The sequence below is a fragment of the Mycobacterium paraffinicum genome, assembly GCF_025822865.1.
GTDB lineage: Bacteria > Actinomycetota > Actinomycetes > Mycobacteriales > Mycobacteriaceae > Mycobacterium > Mycobacterium paraffinicum.
The window spans coordinates 145,611-165,163 of sequence record NZ_JACKUR010000041.1 but is presented as its reverse complement, the minus strand read 5'-3'; the positions used below and the strand labels follow the sequence as shown (position 1 = coordinate 165,163).

Sequence of the window (19,553 nt, the reverse complement as noted above, 5' to 3'; positions counted from 1 at the left end):
ACTGGAAGCGGCTCACCAGTTCGTCTCCCCGGCGAAATATTTGGCCGCCGACCGCAGAATGTCGCGCTCGGTGGACAACCGGGTCTTGTCCGCACGTAGCTGCCCTACTTCGGCACGTAGCCGGGCCAGCTCCTGGTCAGGGGTTTCCGCGCCCGATACTGGTGCGGCACCAGTGGTGGGGTTGCGGTGCCGAATCGGCACCCCAGCGGCCTTGCACCAGGCCGACAGCGTCACCCCACTGATGCCGAGTTCGTCGGCGATCTGGGTGATCGTCGCGCCCTCAGTGTCTCGGTACAACGCCACCGCGTCCCGCTTGAACTCGTCGGGATAATTTTTCCTTGCCATCGGTGTCGATCATCTCGCTTCCCCCGCCAATCTTGCGGGATTCAGCGTGTCCAACACCTGGGGTCAGGACCCACAACGCCACCGCGTCCCGCTTGAACTCGTCGGGATAATTTTTCCTTGCCATCGGTGTCGATCATCTCGCTTCCCCCGCCAATCTTGCGGGATTCAGCGTGTCCAACACCTGGGGTCAGGACCCAACAGCCCGGCCTGCGACGGGCGATGTTTCAGGGCAACCCGGTCTGGGTGGTCAGCCGCTACCACGACATCAGGGCGGCGCTGGTCGACCCGCGCCTGTCCGCGAAGACCATTCCGGATTCGATCCTTCCGACGGACGCCGACAACAAGGTCGCGGTCATGTTCGCGCGTACCGATGATCCCGAGCATCACCGATTGCGGCGCATGATGACGAGCAACTTCACCTTCAGGCGTTGCGAATCGATGCGGCCGCACATTCAGGAAATGGTCGACCATTACCTCGGCCAGATGATCGCCAACGGTGCGCCGGGCGATCTGGTGCGTGAATTCGCCTTGCCCGTGCCGTCAATGGTGATCGCATTGTTGTTGGGGGTGCCGCCAGAAGACCTCGAAATCTTCCAGCACAATACGACGAAGGGGCTTGACCAGAAATCCACCGACGAGGAAAAGGGCCGGGCGTTCGGGGCGATGTACGCCTACATCGAAGAGTTGGTGGAACGCAAAGCGCGCGAACCCGGCGACGACTTGATCAGCCGCCTGCTGACCGAATACGTGGCGACGGGCCAGCTGGACCACACCACCACGGCCATGAACAGCGTGATCATGATGCAGGCCGGCCACGAAACCACCGCCAACATGATCGCGTTGGGAACGGTTGCGCTGCTGGAACATCCCGAGGTGTTCGCGCGACTCGGCCAAACCGACGACCCCGCCGTCATCGCGAATATCGTCGAAGAACTGATGCGCTACCTCAGCATCGTGCACAGCCAGGTCGATCGCGTGGCGACCGAAGACCTGATGATCGGCGGTCAGCTGATTCGCGCCGGGGAGTACGTCATGATGAGCCTACTCGCCGGGAACTGGGACGCCGAATTCGTCGACAATCCCCAATCCTTCGACCCAGGCCGAAACGTTCGCGGTCACTTAGGCTTCGGATACGGCGTGCACCAATGTATTGGAGCGAACCTGGCCCGCGTCGAGATGCAGGTCGCGTTCGCTACGCTGGCGCGCCGACTGCCCGGGCTCAAATTGGCGGTGCCACCGGAGCAATTGAGGTTCAAAGAGGCCAACATCTATGGCATGAAAGAACTTCCGGTCGCCTGGTGACGACGACCATGCGATTCGACGATCAGGTCGCCGTGATCACCGGCGCCGGTGGCGGTCTGGGCAGGCGGTACGCGCTGCTGCTGGCCTCTCGCGGTGCGCGCATCGTCGTCAACGACACCGGTGGGTCCGTGACCGGCAACGGCTCCAACATCGAGGCCGCGAGGGTCACCGCAACCGAGATCCGCGAACGGGGCGGCGAAGCTGTCGCTGATACCAACAGCGTGACGAGTCCCGAAGGTGCAGAGGCGATTATCGACACGGCGCTGAGCACGTGGGGGCGCGTGGACATCCTGATCAACAACGCGGGCATCGTCGGCGACGCGCCGTTCGAAGACATGACCGCGGATCGGCTCGAACCTCTCCTCGGGGTACACCTGAAGGGCGCGTTCTACGTCACCAGGCCAGCCTGGAAAGTCATGCGGGAGCAGCGCTACGGCCGCGTACTCAACACCTGCTCGGCCGCCGGAATCCTCGGCGCCGAACGCATGAGCAACTACGGCGCGGCGAAGACCGGGCTGGTCGGTTTTACCCGCGTGCTGGCCGCCGAGGGGGCCGAGCACGGCATCAAGGTCAACGCCATCGCGCCGATCGCCTACACCCGGATGCTGACGCACTCGCTCGACGGCGCCGGCCCGCAGGATGACCCGGCGGCACGGGCGGTATTGGACGACCTTGCGGGCCGATACCTTCAACGACTGGACCCGGCGCAGGTCGCGCCGGTGGCGGCCTTCCTGACGCACCGGGACTGCCCCGTTTCCGGAGAGATCTACACGGCCGGTGCCGGGCAGGTCGCGCGCTTCTTCATCGGCAGGACAAGGGGTTTCTATGACCCCGACCTGTCGATCGAGGATGTGCGCGACCATCTCGATGAGATCCGCGACGAAGCCGGCTACACGGTCCCCGGTGGGCCCGCCGACGAGATGGCCGAGCTGTTCGCGACCATCACGAACAGCTGAACGCCGTGCCGACGCCATCCGGCGCGGGCGCCGGCCGTAGGCAGCCGTACGGCTGGCTGCCCGTCGGGCTCAATCGGGCGGCCGACTGGTGGGCGTAATTCACGCAGTACAGTCCGGTTTGATCGGCGCGGCAACGATAGTCGCCGAACGACAGCGAGTCACCGTTCGCCAGTTCCGGACCATTGCCGTTGATGAACGGGCCGGGATCGGCGCGCGAAGCGCCCACCTGCAGGTTGACGCCGTCGAAGGTCACCCAACCGCCCTGCCAGTCGCCGTAGGACGTCGGGGGAGCGGGTGGCGGGTTGGCCAGGCCCACCAGGCAGAGCAGGGTGGCACCCGTGTGTTTGGAATCGGTCGTGCACGACGCTTTGCCGGCGGCGGCCGTGAACGCGATGTCGTTGCCGAGTGGCGTGGTCGCACCGTCGCGAATCGCGTTGTGATAGCGACCGGGGTCCGCGGGATGGCCGGCCTCGATCCACGCGATGACGTCGGGGATCGCGGCTCCGGTCGCCGGCGCGGTAGAGGGGCCCGGGGGTTTGCTGCCAGGTGGAGTGGATGCGGCGGTCGTCGACGTCTGAGTTTGCTGGGACTGGCCGCCGACGGTGTGAGAGCACCCGGCGATCAGTAACGACGCTGCCAGCAGCGCGGCGATCCGCATCTAGCCAGGCTAAACCGCGATGCCCGCAATTAAGGCGCTGCGCGCGCGTTACGCCCGTCATGTCGGCTAACGTCGGGTTATGCATCAGCGCACCGTCCGCGCACGCACGAGCATCGGCACCGTGGAAGGCTTCACCCGCGACGGCGTCCACCGCTGGCGATCCATCCCGTACGCCCGGCCGCCGGTCGGGTCGTTGCGATTGCGGGCGCCCCGACCGGCGCAACCGTGGTCGGGGGTGCGGCACTGCCACGGCTTCGCCAACTGCGCGCCCCAGCAGCGCCGCTACACCATGCTCGGAGTCGGCCGCTACCAGCCGATGGGGGAGGACTGCCTCACCCTCAACGTCGTCACCCCCGAGAGCCCCGCCGAGGAGCCGCTGCCCGTCATGGTCTTCATTCACGGCGGTGGCTACATTCTGGGCAGCTCGGCCACGCCGCTGTACGACGGTGCCGCATTGGCGCGCCGTGGGTGCGTGTACGTATCGGTGAACTACCGGCTGGGCGCGTTGGGATGCCTGGACCTGTCGTCCCTTTCGACCTCTGACATCACCATCGACAGCAACTTGTTCCTGCGCGACCTCGTGATGGCGTTGCGCTGGGTGAAAGACAACATCTCCGCGTTCGGCGGCGACCCGGACAACGTCACCATCTTCGGGGAGAGCGCGGGCGCGCACATCACCGCCACCCTGTTGGCGGTTCCGGCCGCCGAAGGGCTGTTCGCGCGGGCCATTTCGGAAAGTCCGGCCGCCGGCATGGTCCGGTCGCAGGAGACCGCCGCGGAATTCGCGACACGCTTCGCCGCGCTGCTGGGCGCGCGCCCGCAGGACGCCGCCGAGGTGCTGATGCAGGCGTCGCCGGCGCAACTGGTCGACGCCCAGCACCGGCTGATCGACCAGGGCATGGAGGACCGGCTGGGCGCCTTTCCGATCGGCCCGGTCGCCGGCGACGACGTCGTGCCCATCGATCCGGTCGAGGCGATGCGTGGAGGGCACGCGCACCGGGTGCCGCTGATCGTGGGTACCAACGCCGAAGAGGGGCGCCTGTTCACCCGTTTCCTCAAAATGCTGCCGACCAATCAAACGATGATCGAGGAACTGCTGGCTGACACGGAACCGGCTGCGCGCGAACGCATTACGTCCGCGTATCCGGACTACCCCGCGCCGTCGGCATGCATCCAGCTCGGCGGCGACTTCGCCTTCGGTTCGGCGGCCTGGCAGATCGCAGAGGCCCACAGCGCGCACGCGCCCACCTATCTCTACCGGTACGACTACGCCCCCCGCACGCTGCGCTGGTCGGGGCTGGGTGCCACCCATGCCACCGAGTTGCTGGCCGTCTTCGACGTCTATCGCACCCGATTCGGCGCGCTGCTGACCGCCGCGGCCGATCGGCGCGCCGCGCTACGGGTCAGTAACCAGGTGCAGCGGCGCTGGCGGTCCTTCAGCCGCCACGGTGCCCCGGGCGACGACTGGCCCACCTACACGACCGCCGACCGTGCCGTCATGGTCTTCGACCGCAAGAGCCGCGTCGAGTTCGATCCACATCCGCACCGCCGGATTGCCTGGGATGGCTTCTCCCTGGCCCAGTGACCTGGCACGCTGACCCTCATGCATGCCGACATCGCAGAAGTCATCGAACGGCCCGGCGACCTCACCGCCGCATGGCTGGAAACAGCGATCGGCGCCGGGCCCATCGCCGATTTCTCGGTCGAGCGCATCGGCACGGGGCAGATGAGCGAGTGCTACCGCATCCGGCTCAGCTACGCCGATGCCGCGGCGGCCTCCGGCAGGCCCGAGTCGGTAGTGCTGAAGGTGGCGGCCACCGACCCGGTGAGCCGGCAAACCGGGCTTGCCCTCGGCCTGTACGAGCGGGAGGTGCGCTTCTACGGTGACATCGCGCCACGCCTGGGCGGGCCGATAGCGCCCTGCTACCACGCCGCCGTCGATGCCTCGACGGGCGCGTTCGATCTGTTGCTGGGTGATGCCGGGCCGGCCACCGTCGGGGACGAAATCGCCGGCGCGACAGCCGAACAGGCGCACCTGTGTGTCGTCGAGCTCGGGCGGCTGCACGGGCCGCTGCTCGGCGACACCACGTTGGCCGAAGCCCCGTGGCTGAACCGGGAATCGCCGCTCAACCAGGCGATGATCGCCCCCCTGTACGCCGGGTTCATCGACCGCTATGGCGACCAGATCGCGCCGGAGCACCGCCTGGTGTGCGAACGCCTGGTCGCGTCCTTCGACGGCTACCTGGCCGCCGAGTCGGCGCCCGACCGGATCTGTGGGCTGATGCACGGTGACTACCGCCTGGACAACCTGTTGTTCGGCACCGCCGAAGCCGACCGCCCGCTGACGGTCGTCGATTGGCAGACGGTTTCCTGGGGTCCGGCGCTGACCGACCTGTCCTACTTTCTCGGCTGCGCGCTGCCGACGCCGGATCGCCGGGAACAGTACGACGCGTTGTTGCTGGCCTACCACGAGGCGCTGGGGCCCGCGGCGCCCCTGTCGTTCGCCGACGTCGCCGAAGGTGTTCGCAGGCAGAGCTTTTTCGGTGTGATGATGGCGATCGTCTCCTCGATGCTGGTGGAACGCACCGAGCGCGGCGACCGGATGTTCATGACGATGCTGCAACGGCACTGTGATCACGTGCTCGACACCGACGCGCTCGCGACACTGCCCGCCGCGCAGACGCCCGGACCCCTGCGGCCCACGGAGGAGGACGAAGGCGCGCACGCGCCGACCGCCGAACCGCTGTGGAGCGAGAGCTGGTACGCCGACTTCGCAGATGCGGCACAGGGATTGGGCGGCTGGTTCCGCCTCGGCCTGATCGCCAACGAGGACAAGGCGTGGGTGCACGCGCTGCTCTGCGGGCCCGGCATGCCTACCGTGGCCGTCGACGCGCAAGTACCGCTGCCGGCGGACCCGTGGGACGTGCGCACCGAATCCTTCGAGCTCGGCCACTCCGCGACCACCCCGCTGCAGACTTACCGCGTCGACCTGCAGGCGCGCGCTCAGGCTTATCCCGATCCGTCGGCGTTGTTGCGCGGGGAGCCCGGCACCCCCGTCGAAATGACGATGAGCCTGGTGTGGGACACCGACGGCGTCCCGTACAAGTACCGGTTGACGACGCGCTACGAGATCCCGTGCCGGGTCTCGGGCACCGTCACCATCGATGACGCCGGCTACCGTGTCGAGTCGGTCCCCGGCCAGCGCGATCACTCGTGGGGTGTGCGTGACTGGTGGAGCATGGACTGGATTTGGAGCGCGCTGCACCTGGACGACGGCACCCATCTGCACGGCGTCAACATCCGGATCCCCGGCGCGCCGGCGTTCAGCATCGGCTACTCCCAGGACGCGCGGGGAACGGTCACCGAGCTGCAAACGGTGGATTCACGAGAGTCGTTCGGCGCCAACGGATTACCGTTGGAAGCCACCTTGGCGCTCAGCCCCGGTGAGATCACCGCGGACGTCGAGGTCCGCGGCCAGGCGCCGGTGCGTCTGATCGCCGCGGACGGTCGGGTGAGCCAGTTCCCGCGGGCCTGGGCGACCGTCCAGACGGCCGACGGACGTAACGGCGTCGGCTGGCTGGAATGGAACCGCAACCTCGCGTCCGAGTGAGCGGACGGGCCCCCATCGTGGTGATGGGTGTTTCCGGATCGGGCAAGTCGACCGTCGGAGCGGCGCTCGCGCGACGCATGCGGGTGCCCTTCGTGGACGCCGATTCCCTGCACCCGCCGGCCAACATCGCCAAGATGGCGGCCGGTGAACCGCTCGACGACGACGACCGCTACCCCTGGCTGGACGAGGTCGGGGAGTGGCTGGCCGGCCACCGCGACGGAGGCGTGGTGAGCTGTTCGGCGCTCAAGCGCAGATACCGCGACCAGTTGCGCACGCACTGCCCGCAGGTCGAATTCCTGCACCTCGCCGGTTCACCGGCACTCATCAGCGGCCGGCTGGCCGCCAGGACCGGTCATTTCATGCCGGCCGCGCTGCTCCGGTCCCAATTCGACGCCCTCGAGCCGCTCGACCCCGACGAGGCCGGCGCGACCGTTGATGTCGGCCCCGGCGTCGGTGCGATCGTCGAGGCCTATCTGCACGGCGACGCGTGAGCTCTCAGGAAAGCTTCCGGCGACCCGTCTTGACCTGCTCGCCGAGTCGTTCGCGCGCGGTGTCGGCCAGGTAGCCGCCCCGAGCCCGGGCCGTGTCGGCGAGGTAGATGCCGCGCGCGCGAGCGGTGTCGGCGAGGTCCTCGCCGCGATCCAATGCCGTGCTCGCCAGGTCCTCACCGCGCTTGCGTGCCTTCTTGGCCAACTTCTCGCTGCGCTTGCGGGCCTTCTTCGCCAGCGGCGCCGCCCAGTCGGCGGCTTCGTCGGCGAGTTCTTCACCGCGCTTGCGCGCCTTCTTCGCCAACGGCGCGGCTCGCTCGGCCGCCTCGTCGGCCAGCTCCTCGCCCCGTTTGCGGGCCTTCTGGGCCAGCGGCTTGCTCCGTTCGGCGGCCGTGCTGGCGAATTCGCGACCGCGTTCCAGCGCGGCCTCCGCGTACGGCGCGCCCCGTTCGGCCGCCGTGCTGGCCAGTTCGCGACCGCGTTCGGCGCCGATCTGCAGGCCGTGCACGATCTTTTCGCCCAACTCCGAAAAGTCGGTATCGAAGTGGGCGTCGTCGGAGCCGGGCAGCGCCGAAGACACTCGCTCGGAGAGCCGCTCGGCCGCCCGGCGGCCGCGCCACCCGAGCGACGGCTTGCCCGCCGTGTCGGCGGACGCGATGAGCAACCCACCCACCAGGCTGAGGTCGGTGAGGAACTGCTGGCGCTTCTGCGCTTTCGCCTCCGGATCGCTCTCGTTCCAGAACGAGTGCGCCCCGAGGTTGGCCGGCAGCACCGTGAACGCGAGGGCGGCCGAGGCGACGCGCGGCAGCTTGCCGGTGGCCAGCAGCAGGCCGCCACCGATCTGAACGGCCGCAGTGATTTGTGCGACCGTCTCGGGGTCACTCGGAATGTTGCCGCTCACCGAATTCGGCAGCGCCTGCAAACCATCCACCGCGGGGGCGGCGGCCGCGGCCGCCGATTTGGGGTTCAGCAGGGAATTGACTCCTTGGCCGATGAAAGCCACTGAAAGCAACGGGCGCGCGATTCTCCGGATCAACATGGCCGGTGGATTACCCGACTGGTTGGCGAACAAACCGTCCCACCCATACGCCCAGCTGAAGCGCCGTGGCGGGCGACGCCGATAGGGTGAAACGCGTGAGGGCGTTGATCATTGTCGACGTGCAAAACGATTTCTGCGAAGATGGCTCGCTGCCGGTGACCGGCGGTGCCGCCGTGGCGCCCGCCATCAACGACCACCTCGCCGGCGAGCCGGGCTACCGGCACGTCGTAGCAACCCAGGATTTCCATGTCCAGCCGGGAGACCATTTCTCCGACCGACCGGACTATTCATCGTCGTGGCCACCGCACTGCATCGCCGGAAGTGCCGGTGCGGAGCTGCGGCCCGACCTCGACACCAGCCGGATCGAGGCAGTCTTCCGCAAGGGCGCCTTTGCCGCGGCATACAGCGGTTTCGAGGGCGTGGACCGGGACGGGACCCCGCTGTTGGACTGGTTGCGGGAGCGTGGGGTCGACGAGGTCGATGTGGTCGGTATCGCCACCGATCAGTGCGTCCGGCGCACCGCCGAGGACGCCGCGCGGGCGGGCCTGTCCACCCGGGTGCTGGTGAACCTGACGGCGGCCGTCTCGCCGGACTCGGCCGCGGAGGCGCTTCAAGAGATGCGGGCCACGGGCGTCGAAGTGGTCGGGGGTCCGTGATGGGGGTCGCGCCGGATCGGGAGCATCTCCTGGCCGTCGTCGAGCGCTCGCCGCGGGCGGCCGCCGCGCACGACCGCGCCGGGTGGGTGGCGTTGTTCACCGACGACGGCCGCGTCGAGGACCCGGTCGGGTCGCGGCCGCATCTCGGGCAGGAGCAGATCGGCCGCTTTTATGACACCTTCATCGGTCCGCGCGACATCAAATTCCGCCGCGACCTCGACATCGTCCTCGACACCGTGGTGCTGCGCGACGTCGAGCTCGAGGTTGCGATGGGCTCGGCGATCACGATGTACATCCCCGCGTTCCTGCGCTACGACCTGCGAGACACCAACGGCGAGTGGCGCATTGGCGAACTGCGGGCTTACTGGGAACTGCCCGCGATGATGCTGCAGTTTCTGCGAACCGGATCAGGCGCGGTCGGACCCGCGCTGCAACTGTCTCGGGGGTTGTTGAGCAATCAGCGGTTGCGCGGCACGACCGGCTTCATGACCGGGTTCCGGCGGGTGGGCGCGCGGCACAAGAAGCTCGCCGAGGCATTCCTCGGTGCCGCCGCGCGGCAGGATCTCCTCGCGGCGTCGCGTGCGTTATCACCCGGCGCCACAATCACTCTCGGCGACCATGACGCCCTCGACCTCGCTGAACTCGTCGAGCGGCTGGGCGGCGGCGGTTCGACCAAGATGATCGGCGCGGGCCCCACTGTGACGATGTCGGTCCACTCCGGCCGTGGGCGGGGAATACTGTTCGCCGACATGGCCTGGCGGGGCGACGCCATCAACCGGATCCGGTACTTTCCCGGCTGATCGCGACCCCGGTCATCGCAGCACCATCGACGCCAGCGATGCCACCGACATGCACAGGTACGCGCCGGGAAACGCGATGTTGTGCAGGACGCGGGCCCGCAGGTGGGTCACGACTGCGCCGACAAAGAACAGCACCAGGCCGGTCGCGGCAGCGATTCCCAAGGCGGGGAGGCCCGCCAGGCCCACGATCAACCCCGCCGCTCCGGCCAGCTTGACCACCCCCAGCGCCGGCAACCACGAACGCGGCACCCCGACTTCGGCGGAGTTCGCCAGGACGAAACCCGCCGGGATGAGATCGGCCACGGCGATCCCGGCGGTGATGGCGGCGGTAACCAGCGTGATCGCAACGTATGCGGTGTTCATCTGCGGCAAACCCTTGTCAGACAGCCGTTTTTGCGGCGGCGAGCCGGATGGTCGCCGCAAGCGCTACGGCGCACAATCGATAAGGTCATGGTGCTGGCCTCCTTTGCAACAGAGAGCTTGATGGACGCAGTCATCTTCTTGACGGCTCCTGTGCGGAAAAGGTGACCCATGAGCGCCCCGAAAAATCTGACGGATCTTGCCCAGCGTTTCGACGCGGACCGGCGACATCTGCGGTCGGTCGCGTTACAGCTGCTGGGATCGGCGGCCGATGCCGACGACGCGGTTCAGGCGGCGTGGCTGAAGGCCAGCCGTGCGGATTTCGCCGCGGTCGACAACCTCACCGGCTGGTTCACCACGATCACCGCCCGCGAGGCCGTCGACCAGCTCCGGGCACGCAAGCGACGTGCGGAACAACCGCTCGCCACTCCCGACGAACTGGATCGGATCGCTGCGACGGCGTCGCCGCCGGCGGACGAGGAAGCGCTCTTGACCGAGTCGGTGAGCGGCGCGCTGCTCGTGGTGCTCGACCGGCTCTCACCGGCGCAACGCGTCGCGTTCGTCCTGCATGACGTGTTCGCCGTGCCGTTCGAGAGAATCGCCGGTCTGCTGGACCGGTCGCCGGAAGCCGCGAAGAAGCTGGCAAGCCGGGCGCGTGCGCGGGTGGCCCACCCGGGCGGCGAGCCCGAGCGCATGGCGAAGCACCTCGAGGTCGTCGAGGCGTTTCTCGCCGCGTCCCGCGGCGGTGATATCACCGGTCTGCTCGCACTGCTGGCCCCGGACGTGGTGCGCAGGGTCGATCGGACACTGGTCCCCGGCGACGTGCCTACCGAGCTGCGCGGCGCCGGGCGGGTCGCGGAGGAGACCCGTCGATTCGCTCTGCGGGCCCGGGCCGGCGCGGTCGTGCTCATCGATGGGGCTCCGGGGATTGCGATCGCGCCCAACGGACACGCCGAGGCGCTGCTGCTGATCGCCGTCGGAACCGATGACCGCATCCACGCGATCGACATCACCGGGGACGCCGGCCGCATTCGCCGGGCCGCGCTGACCCTCCCGAGTTGGCCGATCCAGCAACACCACGGCCGCATCGGGTACCAAGGACAGGAGAAACCGCCGGCCGGGCTGCCGGCAACCGGGCGAGAACGGGAGCACCATGCTCGATAAGCCGTTCGGACGGCGCGGGCTGCTGCGCGGTGCCGGCGCGCTCACCGCGGCATCCCTGGCGCCGTGGGCCGCCGGCTGCGCACCCGAAGAAGACGCCTTGACGTTCTTCTTCGCGGCCAACCCCGACGAACGCGATGCCAGGATCCGCATCGTCGACGAGTTCGCGCGCCGCCACCCCGATATCAAGGTCCGCCCGGTGCTTTCGGCCCCGGGCGTGATGCAGCAGCTGTCGACGTTCTGCGCCGGCGGAAAATGCCCGGATGTGTTGATGGCGTGGGACCTCACCTACTCCGAGTTGGCCGCCCGTGGCGTGCTGCTCGACCTCAACACCATGCTGTCCCGCGACCAGGCCTTCGCCGCCGAGCTGAAATCGGACGGCATCGGGGCGCTCTACGACAGCTTCACGTTCAGCGGAGGCCAATACGCACTTCCGGAGCAATGGTCCGGAAACTACCTGTTCTACAACAAGCGGCTCTTCGCCGAGTCCGGGTTGCCGCCCCCGCCCAAAACGTGGCAAAACCCGTGGAATTTCGCCGACTTCTTGAACACCGCCACCGCACTCACCAGGCGGGATCGCTCCGGGCGGGTGACCCAGTGGGGCTTCGTGAACATGTGGTTCTCCTACTATTCGGCCGGGCTGTTCGCCATGAACAATGGGGTGCCGTGGTCCACCCCGCTCAAAAACCCGACCCACTTCAACTTCGACAACGACGCCTTCATCGAGGCGGTGCAGTTCTATGCCGACCTGGCCAACAAGCACAAGGTCGCGCCCAATGCGTCCGAGGTGCAATCGATGTCCACGCCCGACCTGTTCGCGGCGGGCAGGGCGGCGATGGCGATGGGCGGCCACTGGCGCTACCAGACCTTCATCCGGGCCGAGGGCCTGGACTTCGACGTCACCTCGTTGCCGGTGGGGCCGCGCCGGCAGGGCCAGCCCGCCCATTCGGACATCGGTTCCACCGGATTGGCCATCTCCGCCAGCAGTCAACGCAAGGAGCAGGCATGGGAATTCGTGAAATTCGCGACCGGGCCCGTCGGGCAGGCGTTGATCGGTGAATCCAGCCTCTTTGTGCCGGTGTTGCAGTCGGCGCTCGACTCGGCCGGCTTCGCCAAGGCCCACCAGAACGTCGACAACCTCGCCGTCCTCACCCAAGGACCCGCATACTCCGAAGGGCTGCCCGTCACCCCGTCATGGGAGAAGATCGTCGCCTTGATGGACCGCAGCTTCGGGCCCGTGCTGCGTGGATCACGGCCCGCCACATCGCTGGCGAGTCTGTCGTCGGCCATCGACGAGGTGTTGCGCAACCCATGACGTCGGTCGATGCCGCCACGCGCACACCCGCCAAGGGCGCCGGCCCCTGGCGACGGCGGGCCCGCGCCGGCCGCTTTTTCGTGGCGCCGAATCTGGCCGCCGTCGCGGTATTCATGCTGTTTCCGCTGGGATTCTCGCTCTACATGAGCTTTCAGCGGTGGGACGTCTTTCGGCCGCCAAAGTTCGTGGGCCTGAAGAATTTCCAAGAGCTGTTCACCTCGGACCCGCTCTTTCTCATCGCCATTCGCAACACCGTCGTCTTCACCCTCGGAACGGTCGTGCCGACCATCGTCGTCAGCCTCGTCGTGGCCGGCATGCTGAACCGAAAGGTCAAGGGCATCGGCATTTTCCGCACCATCGTCTTCCTGCCGCTGGCCATCTCGTCGGTCGTCATGGCGGTCGTCTGGCAGTTCGTCTTCAACACCGACAACGGGTTGCTCAACATCATGCTGGGCTGGGTCGGGGTCGGCCCGGTCCCGTGGCTGGTCGAACCTCGGTGGGCGATGGCCTCGCTGTGCATCCTCAGCGTGTGGCGCAGCGTGCCGTTCGCCACCGTCATCCTGCTCGCGGCGATGCAGGGCGTTCCCGAGACCGTCTACGAGGCGGCGCGAATCGACGGGGCCGGCGAGATACGGCAGTTCGTGTCGATCACGGTGCCGCTGATCCGTGGGTCGATATCATTTGTGGGCGTCATCTCGATCATCCACGCGTTCCAGGCTTTTGACATGGTCTACGTCCTCAATGGTGCGAACGGCGGCCCCGAAACCGCCACCTATGTCCTGGGCATCATGCTGTTCCAGCACGCGTTCTCCTTCCTGGAATTCGGGTACGCGTCCGCGCTGGCGTGGGTGATGTTCGCGATCCTGCTGGTGCTGACCGTGGTGCAGCTGCGAATCACTCGGCAACGGTCTTGGGAGACTTCTCGTGGCCTCAGCTGAGCGGGTGTTCACGCGCAATGTCGTTCGTAGCCTGGTGGTCTACACCGCGCTGCTCGCCATCGCCTGGTGCTGGTTGTTCCCGATCGCCTGGGCCGTGTCCGGCTCGTTGAAGCGGGAAGGCGAGATCACCGAGCCAAGGCTCCTACCGGCGCACCCGCGGTGGTCCAACTACACCGAGGTGTTCTCATTGATGCCGTTCGCGCGGATGTTCTTCAACACCGTGCTGTACGCCGGGTGCGTGACCGCGGGCCAGGTGTTCTTCTGCTCGCTGGCCGGATATGCGTTCGCCAGACTGCAATTCCGCGGTCGCGACACGCTGTTCGTGTTATACCTTGGCACCTTGATGGTGCCGCTGACCGTGACCGTGATCCCGCAGTTCATCTTGATGCGGACCGTCGGGTGGGTCGACACACCCTGGTCGATGATCGTGCCGGGCTTGTTCGGCAGCGCGTTCGGTACCTACCTGATGCGGCAGTTCTTCCGGACGCTTCCGACCGACCTGGAGGAGGCGGCGATACTCGACGGTTGTTCGCCATGGCAGATCTATTGGCGAATCCTGTTGCCCCACGCCCGCCCCGCGGTGATGGTGCTGGCGGTGCTCACCTGGGTCAACGTCTGGAACGACTTCCTATGGCCGCTGCTGATGCTCCAGCGCAACAGCCTGGCCACGCTGACGCTCGGCCTGGTGCGCATGCGGGGCGAGTATGTGGCGCGCTGGCCGATCATCATGGCGGCCTCGATGCTCATCATGCTGCCGTTGGTCATCATCTATGCGATCGCGCAGCGGTCCTTCGTCAGGGGGATCGCCGTGTCGGGGCTGAACGGGTAGCCCATGGCCTCAGTGACTTTCGACCAAGCGACGCGGTGTTACGCCGGAGCCGACCGGCCGGCCTTGGACAGCCTCGACCTGGACGTCGGCGACGGCGAGTTCGTCGTCCTGGTCGGTCCCTCCGGATGCGGCAAGACCACCTCGCTGCGGATGGTGGCGGGGCTGGAATCGCTGGACTCCGGGCGCATCCGGATCGGCGACCGCGACGTCACCACCGTCGATCCCAAGGACCGTGACGTCGCGATGGTATTCCAGAACTATGCGCTCTACCCGCACATGACGGTCGCGCAAAACATGGGCTTCGCCCTGAAGATCGCCAAGACACCGAAGTCCGAAATCCGCGACAGGGTCCTGGACGCCGCGAAACTGCTTGACCTGCAGCCCTATCTGGACCGCAAGCCCAAGGACCTCTCCGGGGGGCAACGCCAGCGGGTGGCGATGGGACGCGCGATCGTCCGCCGGCCGCAGGTCTTCCTGATGGACGAGCCGCTGTCGAATCTCGATGCCAAACTGCGCGTGCAAACCCGCAACCAGATCGCGGCACTGCAACGGCGGCTCGGCACCACCACCGTCTACGTCACCCACGACCAGGTCGAGGCGATGACCATGGGTGACCGCGTCGCCGTCCTGTGCGACGGTGTGCTGCAGCAGTTCGCCGCGCCACGCGAGCTGTACCGCAATCCGGTCAACGTCTTCGTCGCGGGTTTCATCGGGTCGCCGGCCATGAACCTGTTCACCCTGCCCATCGTCGATTCCGCCGTGTCGCTGGGGGATTGGCACATCCCGCTACCCCGCGAGCTCACCGATGCCGCCGGCGAAGTCGTCGTGGGGGTCCGCCCGGAGCACTTCGAACTGGGCGGCCTCGGTGTCGAGATGGAGGTCGACGTGGTCGAGGAGCTCGGGGCGGATGCCTACGTCTACGGCCGAATCACCGGCTCCGGCAAGGTCATTGATCAGCCCGTTGTTGCGCGTGCCGATGGGCGCCGGCCTCCGGAAAAGGGCAGCCGGGTGCGCCTGCACCCGGAGCCGGGGCACCTGCACTTCTTCGGTGTCGACGGCCAACGAATCTGTTGAGGGGGTAGGCCTATGGCGGCGACGATGAGCACGTCCCGTGCCGATCTGGTGTGTGAGGGCGGCGGCGTCCGGGGGATCGGGCTGGTCGGCGCGGTCGACGCGCTGTCCGGGGCCGGTTACCGGTTTCCCCGCGTCGCGGGTAGCAGCGCGGGTGCGATCGTCGCGTCGCTGGTCGCGGCGCTGCAGGTCGCGGGCGAGCCGCTGAGCCGGCTCGCGGAAGTCATGCGCTCCATCGACTATCGGAAGTTCCTGGATCGCAGTCTGATCGGACACGTGCCGCTGATCGGCGGGGGATTGTCGCTGTTGGTGTCGGACGGTGTCTACCGCGGGGCCTACTTGGAACGGCTGCTCGCCGGCCTGCTCGCCGACTTGGGTGTGCGGACGTTCGGTGACTTGCGCACAGGCGAGGAGCCGGACCGGTTCGCGTGGTCGCTCGTGGTGACGGCCAGTGACCTGTCCCGGCGCCGGCTGGTGCGCATCCCGTGGGACCTCGCTTCCTATGGCATCGACCCCGACCACTTTTCGGTCGCCCGCGCCGTGCACGCCTCGTCGGCGATCCCCTATGTGTTCGAACCCGTTCGGGTCGGCAACGCCACCTGGGTCGACGGCGGCTTGCTCTCCGATTTTCCGGTGGAGTTGTTCGACCGGCCCGACGCTGAGCCGCGATGGCCGACATTCGGGATCCGGCTGTCCGCGCGTCCCGGCATCCCACCCACCCATCCGGTGCACGGACCAGTTTCGTTGGGAATCGCGGCGATAGAGACACTGGTGAGCAATCAGGACAACGCCTACATCGACGACCCGTGCACCGTCCGGCGCACCATCTTCGTCCCGGCCGAAGAGGTCAGCCCGATCGACTTCAACATCACCGCCGAACAACGTGACGGCCTGTATCAACGAGGATTCCAGGCGGGCCAACAGTTCCTGCTGACGTGGAGCTACCCGGACTACCTGTCGGCGTGTGGCGGACCGGCGAAAGGCGTTAAGTAGGAGTCAGATCCCGTGTCACGGCTTATCCGCGCGCGCAGCGGATCTCATCGAGGCGATGTCCGACCCGCTCAACGTCGGCCGGCAACGGCAATTGGTTGGTGACACGGGTGATTTCCACACCGATATCAACGGGGCTGATCGGCCAGAATTGGCGCCTCATGAGTTTGCTTGCGATGGCGGTGATCTCGTCGTCGCAAAGTCGCCGGCGGGTCAAGGCCGCCAGGGGCGCATATCCGGTTGTCGGCATGCCTGCGGGGTAGCCGGCCCGCACGAAAGCCACGATGCTCGACACCCAAAGGGCCAGGTCCATATTCCCACCTCGCTCACCGCCGCGATGAAAAGAGCGGCAGATCTTACAACTAGCAACGTACCATCGGCAACGCCATCAGCTGAGTAACGCCACACAGTTAAAACGTATTTTTTACAAGCCCGTGTTTGCGCGGGCGGCGGGGCGATCTTCGCCACGAACCTCCGCCGACGGGCGCGCCGTAACGACGTTTGGCCGCAAGGCTTTCTAGGATTGCCGCGTGGTTGATCGCTACGGAACCGATGTCCTTGCCGCAGGCCGGCACAAGCCCCGCTCGACCGAGCACCCAGCCGAACTGGGCCTCGTGGTCGAGGATGTGCAGACCGGGTACGTCGGTGCGGTGGTAAGGGTCGAGTACGGGCGGGTCGATCTGGAAGACCGGCGCGGGCATGTGCGCGGCTTCCCTTTGGGCCCTGGCTATTTGCTCGAGGGCCGCCCGGTGATCCTCACCGCGCCGCGTCGTGCGGCGCCTGCCGCCGCGACGAGGACGGCGTCCGGCTCGGTCGCCGTGCCGGGAGCCCGTGCCCGGGTGGCCCGCGCCAGCCGGATCTACGTCGAGGGGCGGCACGACGCCGAACTGATCGCGCAGGTCTGGGGCGAGGACCTGCGGATCGAGGGTGTCGTCGTCGAGCACCTCGGCGGCGTGGACGACCTGGTGGAGATCGTGGCGGAGTTCGCACCCGGTCCGGGGCGCCGGCTCGGTGTGCTCGTCGATCACCTGGTCACCGGTTCGAAGGAGGCGAGGATCGCCGACGCGGTGCGGCAAGGGCCGGGCGGCAGCGACACCCTGGTGGTCGGCCATCCCTACGTCGACATCTGGCAGGCCGTGAAACCCCAGCGGCTCGGCCTGGCGGACTGGCCGGATGTGCCACGGCACATCGAGTGGAAGCACGGTGCGTGCCGGGCGCTCGGCCTGCCCCACGCCACCCAGGCGGACATCGCCAGGGCCTGGCGGCATATTCGGTCCCGGGTGCGCGACTGGACTGACCTCGAACCGGCGCTGATCAGCCGGGTCGAAGAACTCATCGACTTCGTGACGCAGCCGGCCTCGTGACGCAGCGGCCTTAGGCTAGGCTAAGCCCGGATCCCGACCCGCGGGACAGAAATCGGGCGTATGCAGGGCGTATTCGGCGTACTAATCGGCACCTTTCTCATCGGCCTCCGCGAAGGCCTCGAGGCGGCGCTCATCGTGAGCATCGTCGGTGCCTTCCTGAAAAGAAACGGCCAGCCGATACGGCCGATGTTTGCCGGCGTCGCCTCGGCGGTGGTGATCAGCGTCGCGGTCGGGGTGGGCCTGAATCTGTTCGCGACGAGCCTGCCGCAGACGCAGCAGGAGATGATGGAAACCGTCATCAATGTCATCGCCGTGGTGTTCGTGACATCGATGATCATCTGGATGAACGGCAACGCCGCGCAGGTCAAGGGCGAGCTCGAGCGCGATGCCCGCCACGCGATCAACCGCGGTGGTGCGCTCGCCTTGGCCGCGATGGCCTTCCTCGCCGTCCTCAAGGAGGGCTTCGAGACATCGGTGTTTTTGTTGGCGGCCGCCCAGACGTCGCACGGCAACCGGTGGTTCGCCGTACTGGGTGGTGCGCTCGGGATCGCGGCGGCGGTCGCGATGGGTGTCGCGCTGTACTTCGGCGGATTGAAACTCAACATCGCCCGCTTTTTCCGGGTCACCGGGGTGTTCTTGGTGTTGATCGCCGCCGGGCTGGTGCTGGGGGCGCTGCGCACCGCACACGAGGCCGGCTGGGTGAACATCGGGCAGCGGCGGATGTTCGACCTGTCCGCCTGGCTACCCAGCAACTCGGTGCTCGGCGCGGTTACCGCCGGGATGTTCGGGATACCCGCCGACCCCCGAGTCATCGAGGTGGTGGGCTGGCTGCTCTACGCCGTACCCGTGCTCGCCATCTTCTTGTGGCCCGCTCGCCTTGCCGCCCCGCCGCGGGCCAGGGGGCGCCTGTTGGCGGCCGCCTCGATGCTGCTGCTCCTCACCGCCGCCGCACTGGTTGCGCTGGTGCCGACCGGCGGCTCTTCCGGCGACGCGCGGACTCGCACCGTCAGCGATCGCGCCGGTCACACCGCCACGGTGTCGCTGGTGAACGGGCCGCACGGACGCGAGCTGGCCGTCGTCGCGCAGGGGGCCTCGACCGTCCGCAACATCCTGCTCATCCCGGCGGACAACAAAATCGTGGACGGCTTGCCCGTACAGGTATGGCAGGCTTCTGAGGCTGCCGGGGCCGACGGCGCGTCGGAAGTCACGCTGGATCAGTTGCTGAGCATGACCGGCGGCCGGCTGCCGGTCGGTCTCGCGGTTGGGCGCACTCCGGGGCCGTTTCAGGGTCAGTGGTCAACAACCACCGTGTATACCGTGCTTGCGCAAGGCGATTCGGTGCTAACTGCGCAGGCGACGAGCAACCGCACGGCGGTTTTGACCGGCGGTGGGCTGACCGGGGCCAAGACCGTCAGTCTTGGCGGGCTGGCGACGGACTGGTCCACGTCCGGTGCCGAGGACCGGTCGGCCGCCGCGCAGATCGCGGGAAGTTATCGAAACCGCGCGGAAGCGCAGCTGTGGAAGGTGTGGCTTCCACTGGCACTGGGTGGTTTTGCGCTGGTCGGCGTCCTTGGCGCTGTAGCCTCGGCGCGACGCGGCACGCCGACCGAACAGGAAAGGAAGACGGTTGACACCGAATCGAACCGCCCGAAGGTACCGGTCCTTTGAGTT

19 protein-coding genes and 2 pseudogenes are annotated in these 19,553 nt (G+C 67.4%); 15 read left to right on the top strand and 6 right to left on the bottom strand.

Annotated elements, in window-relative coordinates:
* Both H7J89_RS25985 and H7J89_RS25980 read right to left on the bottom strand, forming a co-directional pair.
* Positions 1–150, bottom strand: a pseudogene (locus H7J89_RS25985) (IS3-like element ISTesp3 family transposase); the annotation flags it as partial.
* A 66-nt stretch (positions 151–216) separates the two neighbouring features.
* Positions 217–345 (bottom strand): annotated as a pseudogene (locus tag H7J89_RS25980) (transposase); the annotation flags it as partial.
* Between the two features lie 135 nt (positions 346–480).
* On the opposite strand from H7J89_RS25980, the gene H7J89_RS25390 reads away from it, so the two are divergent.
* Both H7J89_RS25390 and H7J89_RS25385 read left to right on the top strand, forming a co-directional pair.
* Positions 481–1,647 (top strand): cytochrome P450, encoded by a 1,167-nt coding sequence (locus H7J89_RS25390; RefSeq protein ID WP_372513846.1) that lies wholly within the window; start codon positions 481–483, stop codon positions 1,645–1,647.
* Between the two features lie 8 nt (positions 1,648–1,655).
* The gene (locus H7J89_RS25385) at positions 1,656–2,603 is read left to right on the top strand and encodes an SDR family NAD(P)-dependent oxidoreductase (protein WP_264047903.1); all 948 of its coding nucleotides are present in this window, start codon (positions 1,656–1,658) and stop codon (positions 2,601–2,603) included.
* Here H7J89_RS25385 and H7J89_RS25380 read toward each other — a convergent pair.
* Positions 2,590–3,261, bottom strand: a complete 672-nt coding sequence (locus tag H7J89_RS25380; RefSeq protein WP_264047879.1) for a hypothetical protein — start codon at positions 3,259–3,261, stop codon at positions 2,590–2,592. The genes H7J89_RS25385 and H7J89_RS25380 overlap by 14 nt on opposite strands.
* Before the next feature lie 79 nt (positions 3,262–3,340).
* Here H7J89_RS25380 and H7J89_RS25375 point away from each other — a divergent pair, with 79 nt between their 5' ends.
* Genes H7J89_RS25375 through H7J89_RS25365 form a run of 3 tightly spaced genes read left to right on the top strand, consistent with a single transcriptional unit; the run spans position 3,341 to position 7,362 of the window.
* Entirely contained in the window at positions 3,341–4,846 is a 1,506-nt protein-coding gene (locus tag H7J89_RS25375; protein WP_264047877.1) for a carboxylesterase/lipase family protein, read from the top strand.
* Positions 4,847–4,864: 18 nt separating this feature from the next.
* Complete coding sequence (locus tag H7J89_RS25370) at positions 4,865–6,871, top strand: DUF7064 domain-containing protein (protein ID WP_264047875.1); 2,007 nt, start codon at positions 4,865–4,867, stop codon at positions 6,869–6,871.
* Entirely contained in the window at positions 6,868–7,362 is a 495-nt protein-coding gene (locus tag H7J89_RS25365) for a gluconokinase (protein WP_264047873.1), read from the top strand. Before H7J89_RS25370 ends, H7J89_RS25365 begins: the two co-directional genes overlap by 4 nt.
* A 4-nt stretch (positions 7,363–7,366) precedes the next feature.
* Here H7J89_RS25365 and H7J89_RS25360 read toward each other — a convergent pair whose 3' ends face one another.
* Positions 7,367–8,398, bottom strand: a complete 1,032-nt coding sequence (locus H7J89_RS25360; protein ID WP_264047871.1) for a DoxX family protein — start codon at positions 8,396–8,398, stop codon at positions 7,367–7,369.
* Between the two features lie 95 nt (positions 8,399–8,493).
* On the opposite strand from H7J89_RS25360, the gene pncA reads away from it, so the two are divergent.
* Positions 8,494–9,054: a pyrazinamidase PncA gene (pncA, locus tag H7J89_RS25355; protein WP_264047869.1), complete on the top strand. Its 561-nt coding sequence runs from the start codon at positions 8,494–8,496 to the stop codon at positions 9,052–9,054.
* Entirely contained in the window at positions 9,054–9,854 is an 801-nt protein-coding gene (locus H7J89_RS25350) for a nuclear transport factor 2 family protein (protein ID WP_264047867.1), read from the top strand. Before pncA ends, H7J89_RS25350 begins: the two co-directional genes overlap by 1 nt.
* A 12-nt stretch (positions 9,855–9,866) precedes the next feature.
* Here H7J89_RS25350 and H7J89_RS25345 read toward each other — a convergent pair whose 3' ends face one another.
* Entirely contained in the window at positions 9,867–10,217 is a 351-nt protein-coding gene (locus H7J89_RS25345) for a DoxX family protein (protein WP_264047866.1), read from the bottom strand.
* A 168-nt stretch (positions 10,218–10,385) separates the two neighbouring features.
* Here H7J89_RS25345 and H7J89_RS25340 point away from each other — a divergent pair, with 168 nt between their 5' ends.
* From H7J89_RS25340 to H7J89_RS25315, 6 genes are read left to right on the top strand one after another with little or no spacing between them, the layout of a single operon-like run.
* Positions 10,386–11,378, top strand: a complete 993-nt coding sequence (locus H7J89_RS25340) for a sigma-70 family RNA polymerase sigma factor (protein WP_264047864.1) — start codon at positions 10,386–10,388, stop codon at positions 11,376–11,378.
* Positions 11,368–12,690 (top strand): ABC transporter substrate-binding protein, encoded by a 1,323-nt coding sequence (locus H7J89_RS25335; RefSeq protein ID WP_264047862.1) that lies wholly within the window; start codon positions 11,368–11,370, stop codon positions 12,688–12,690. Before H7J89_RS25340 ends, H7J89_RS25335 begins: the two co-directional genes overlap by 11 nt.
* Entirely contained in the window at positions 12,687–13,628 is a 942-nt protein-coding gene (locus H7J89_RS25330) for a carbohydrate ABC transporter permease (RefSeq protein WP_264047859.1), read from the top strand. The genes H7J89_RS25335 and H7J89_RS25330 overlap by 4 nt, the downstream gene beginning before the upstream one ends.
* A 4-nt stretch (positions 13,629–13,632) precedes the next feature.
* A complete protein-coding gene (locus H7J89_RS25325; protein ID WP_369816465.1) occupies positions 13,633–14,457 on the top strand; it encodes a carbohydrate ABC transporter permease in 825 nt (274 codons plus the stop codon).
* Positions 14,458–14,460: 3 nt separating this feature from the next.
* Positions 14,461–15,531 (top strand): ABC transporter ATP-binding protein, encoded by a 1,071-nt coding sequence (locus tag H7J89_RS25320; RefSeq protein ID WP_264047855.1) that lies wholly within the window; start codon positions 14,461–14,463, stop codon positions 15,529–15,531.
* 12 nt (positions 15,532–15,543) lie between these two features.
* A complete protein-coding gene (locus H7J89_RS25315) occupies positions 15,544–16,521 on the top strand; it encodes a patatin-like phospholipase family protein (RefSeq protein WP_372513843.1) in 978 nt (325 codons plus the stop codon).
* A gap of 22 nt (positions 16,522–16,543) precedes the next feature.
* Here H7J89_RS25315 and H7J89_RS25310 read toward each other — a convergent pair whose 3' ends face one another.
* A complete protein-coding gene (locus tag H7J89_RS25310; RefSeq protein ID WP_264047851.1) occupies positions 16,544–16,831 on the bottom strand; it encodes a DUF3349 domain-containing protein in 288 nt (95 codons plus the stop codon).
* Between the two features lie 217 nt (positions 16,832–17,048).
* Here H7J89_RS25310 and H7J89_RS25305 point away from each other — a divergent pair, with 217 nt between their 5' ends.
* On the top strand, positions 17,049–17,882 hold the full coding sequence (locus H7J89_RS25305) for a DUF3097 family protein (RefSeq protein WP_264047849.1): 834 nt from the start codon (positions 17,049–17,051) through the stop codon (positions 17,880–17,882).
* A 60-nt stretch (positions 17,883–17,942) separates the two neighbouring features.
* Entirely contained in the window at positions 17,943–19,550 is a 1,608-nt protein-coding gene (gene efeU, locus H7J89_RS25300; protein ID WP_264047847.1) for an iron uptake transporter permease EfeU, read from the top strand.
* Positions 19,551–19,553: the final 3 nt, after the last annotated feature.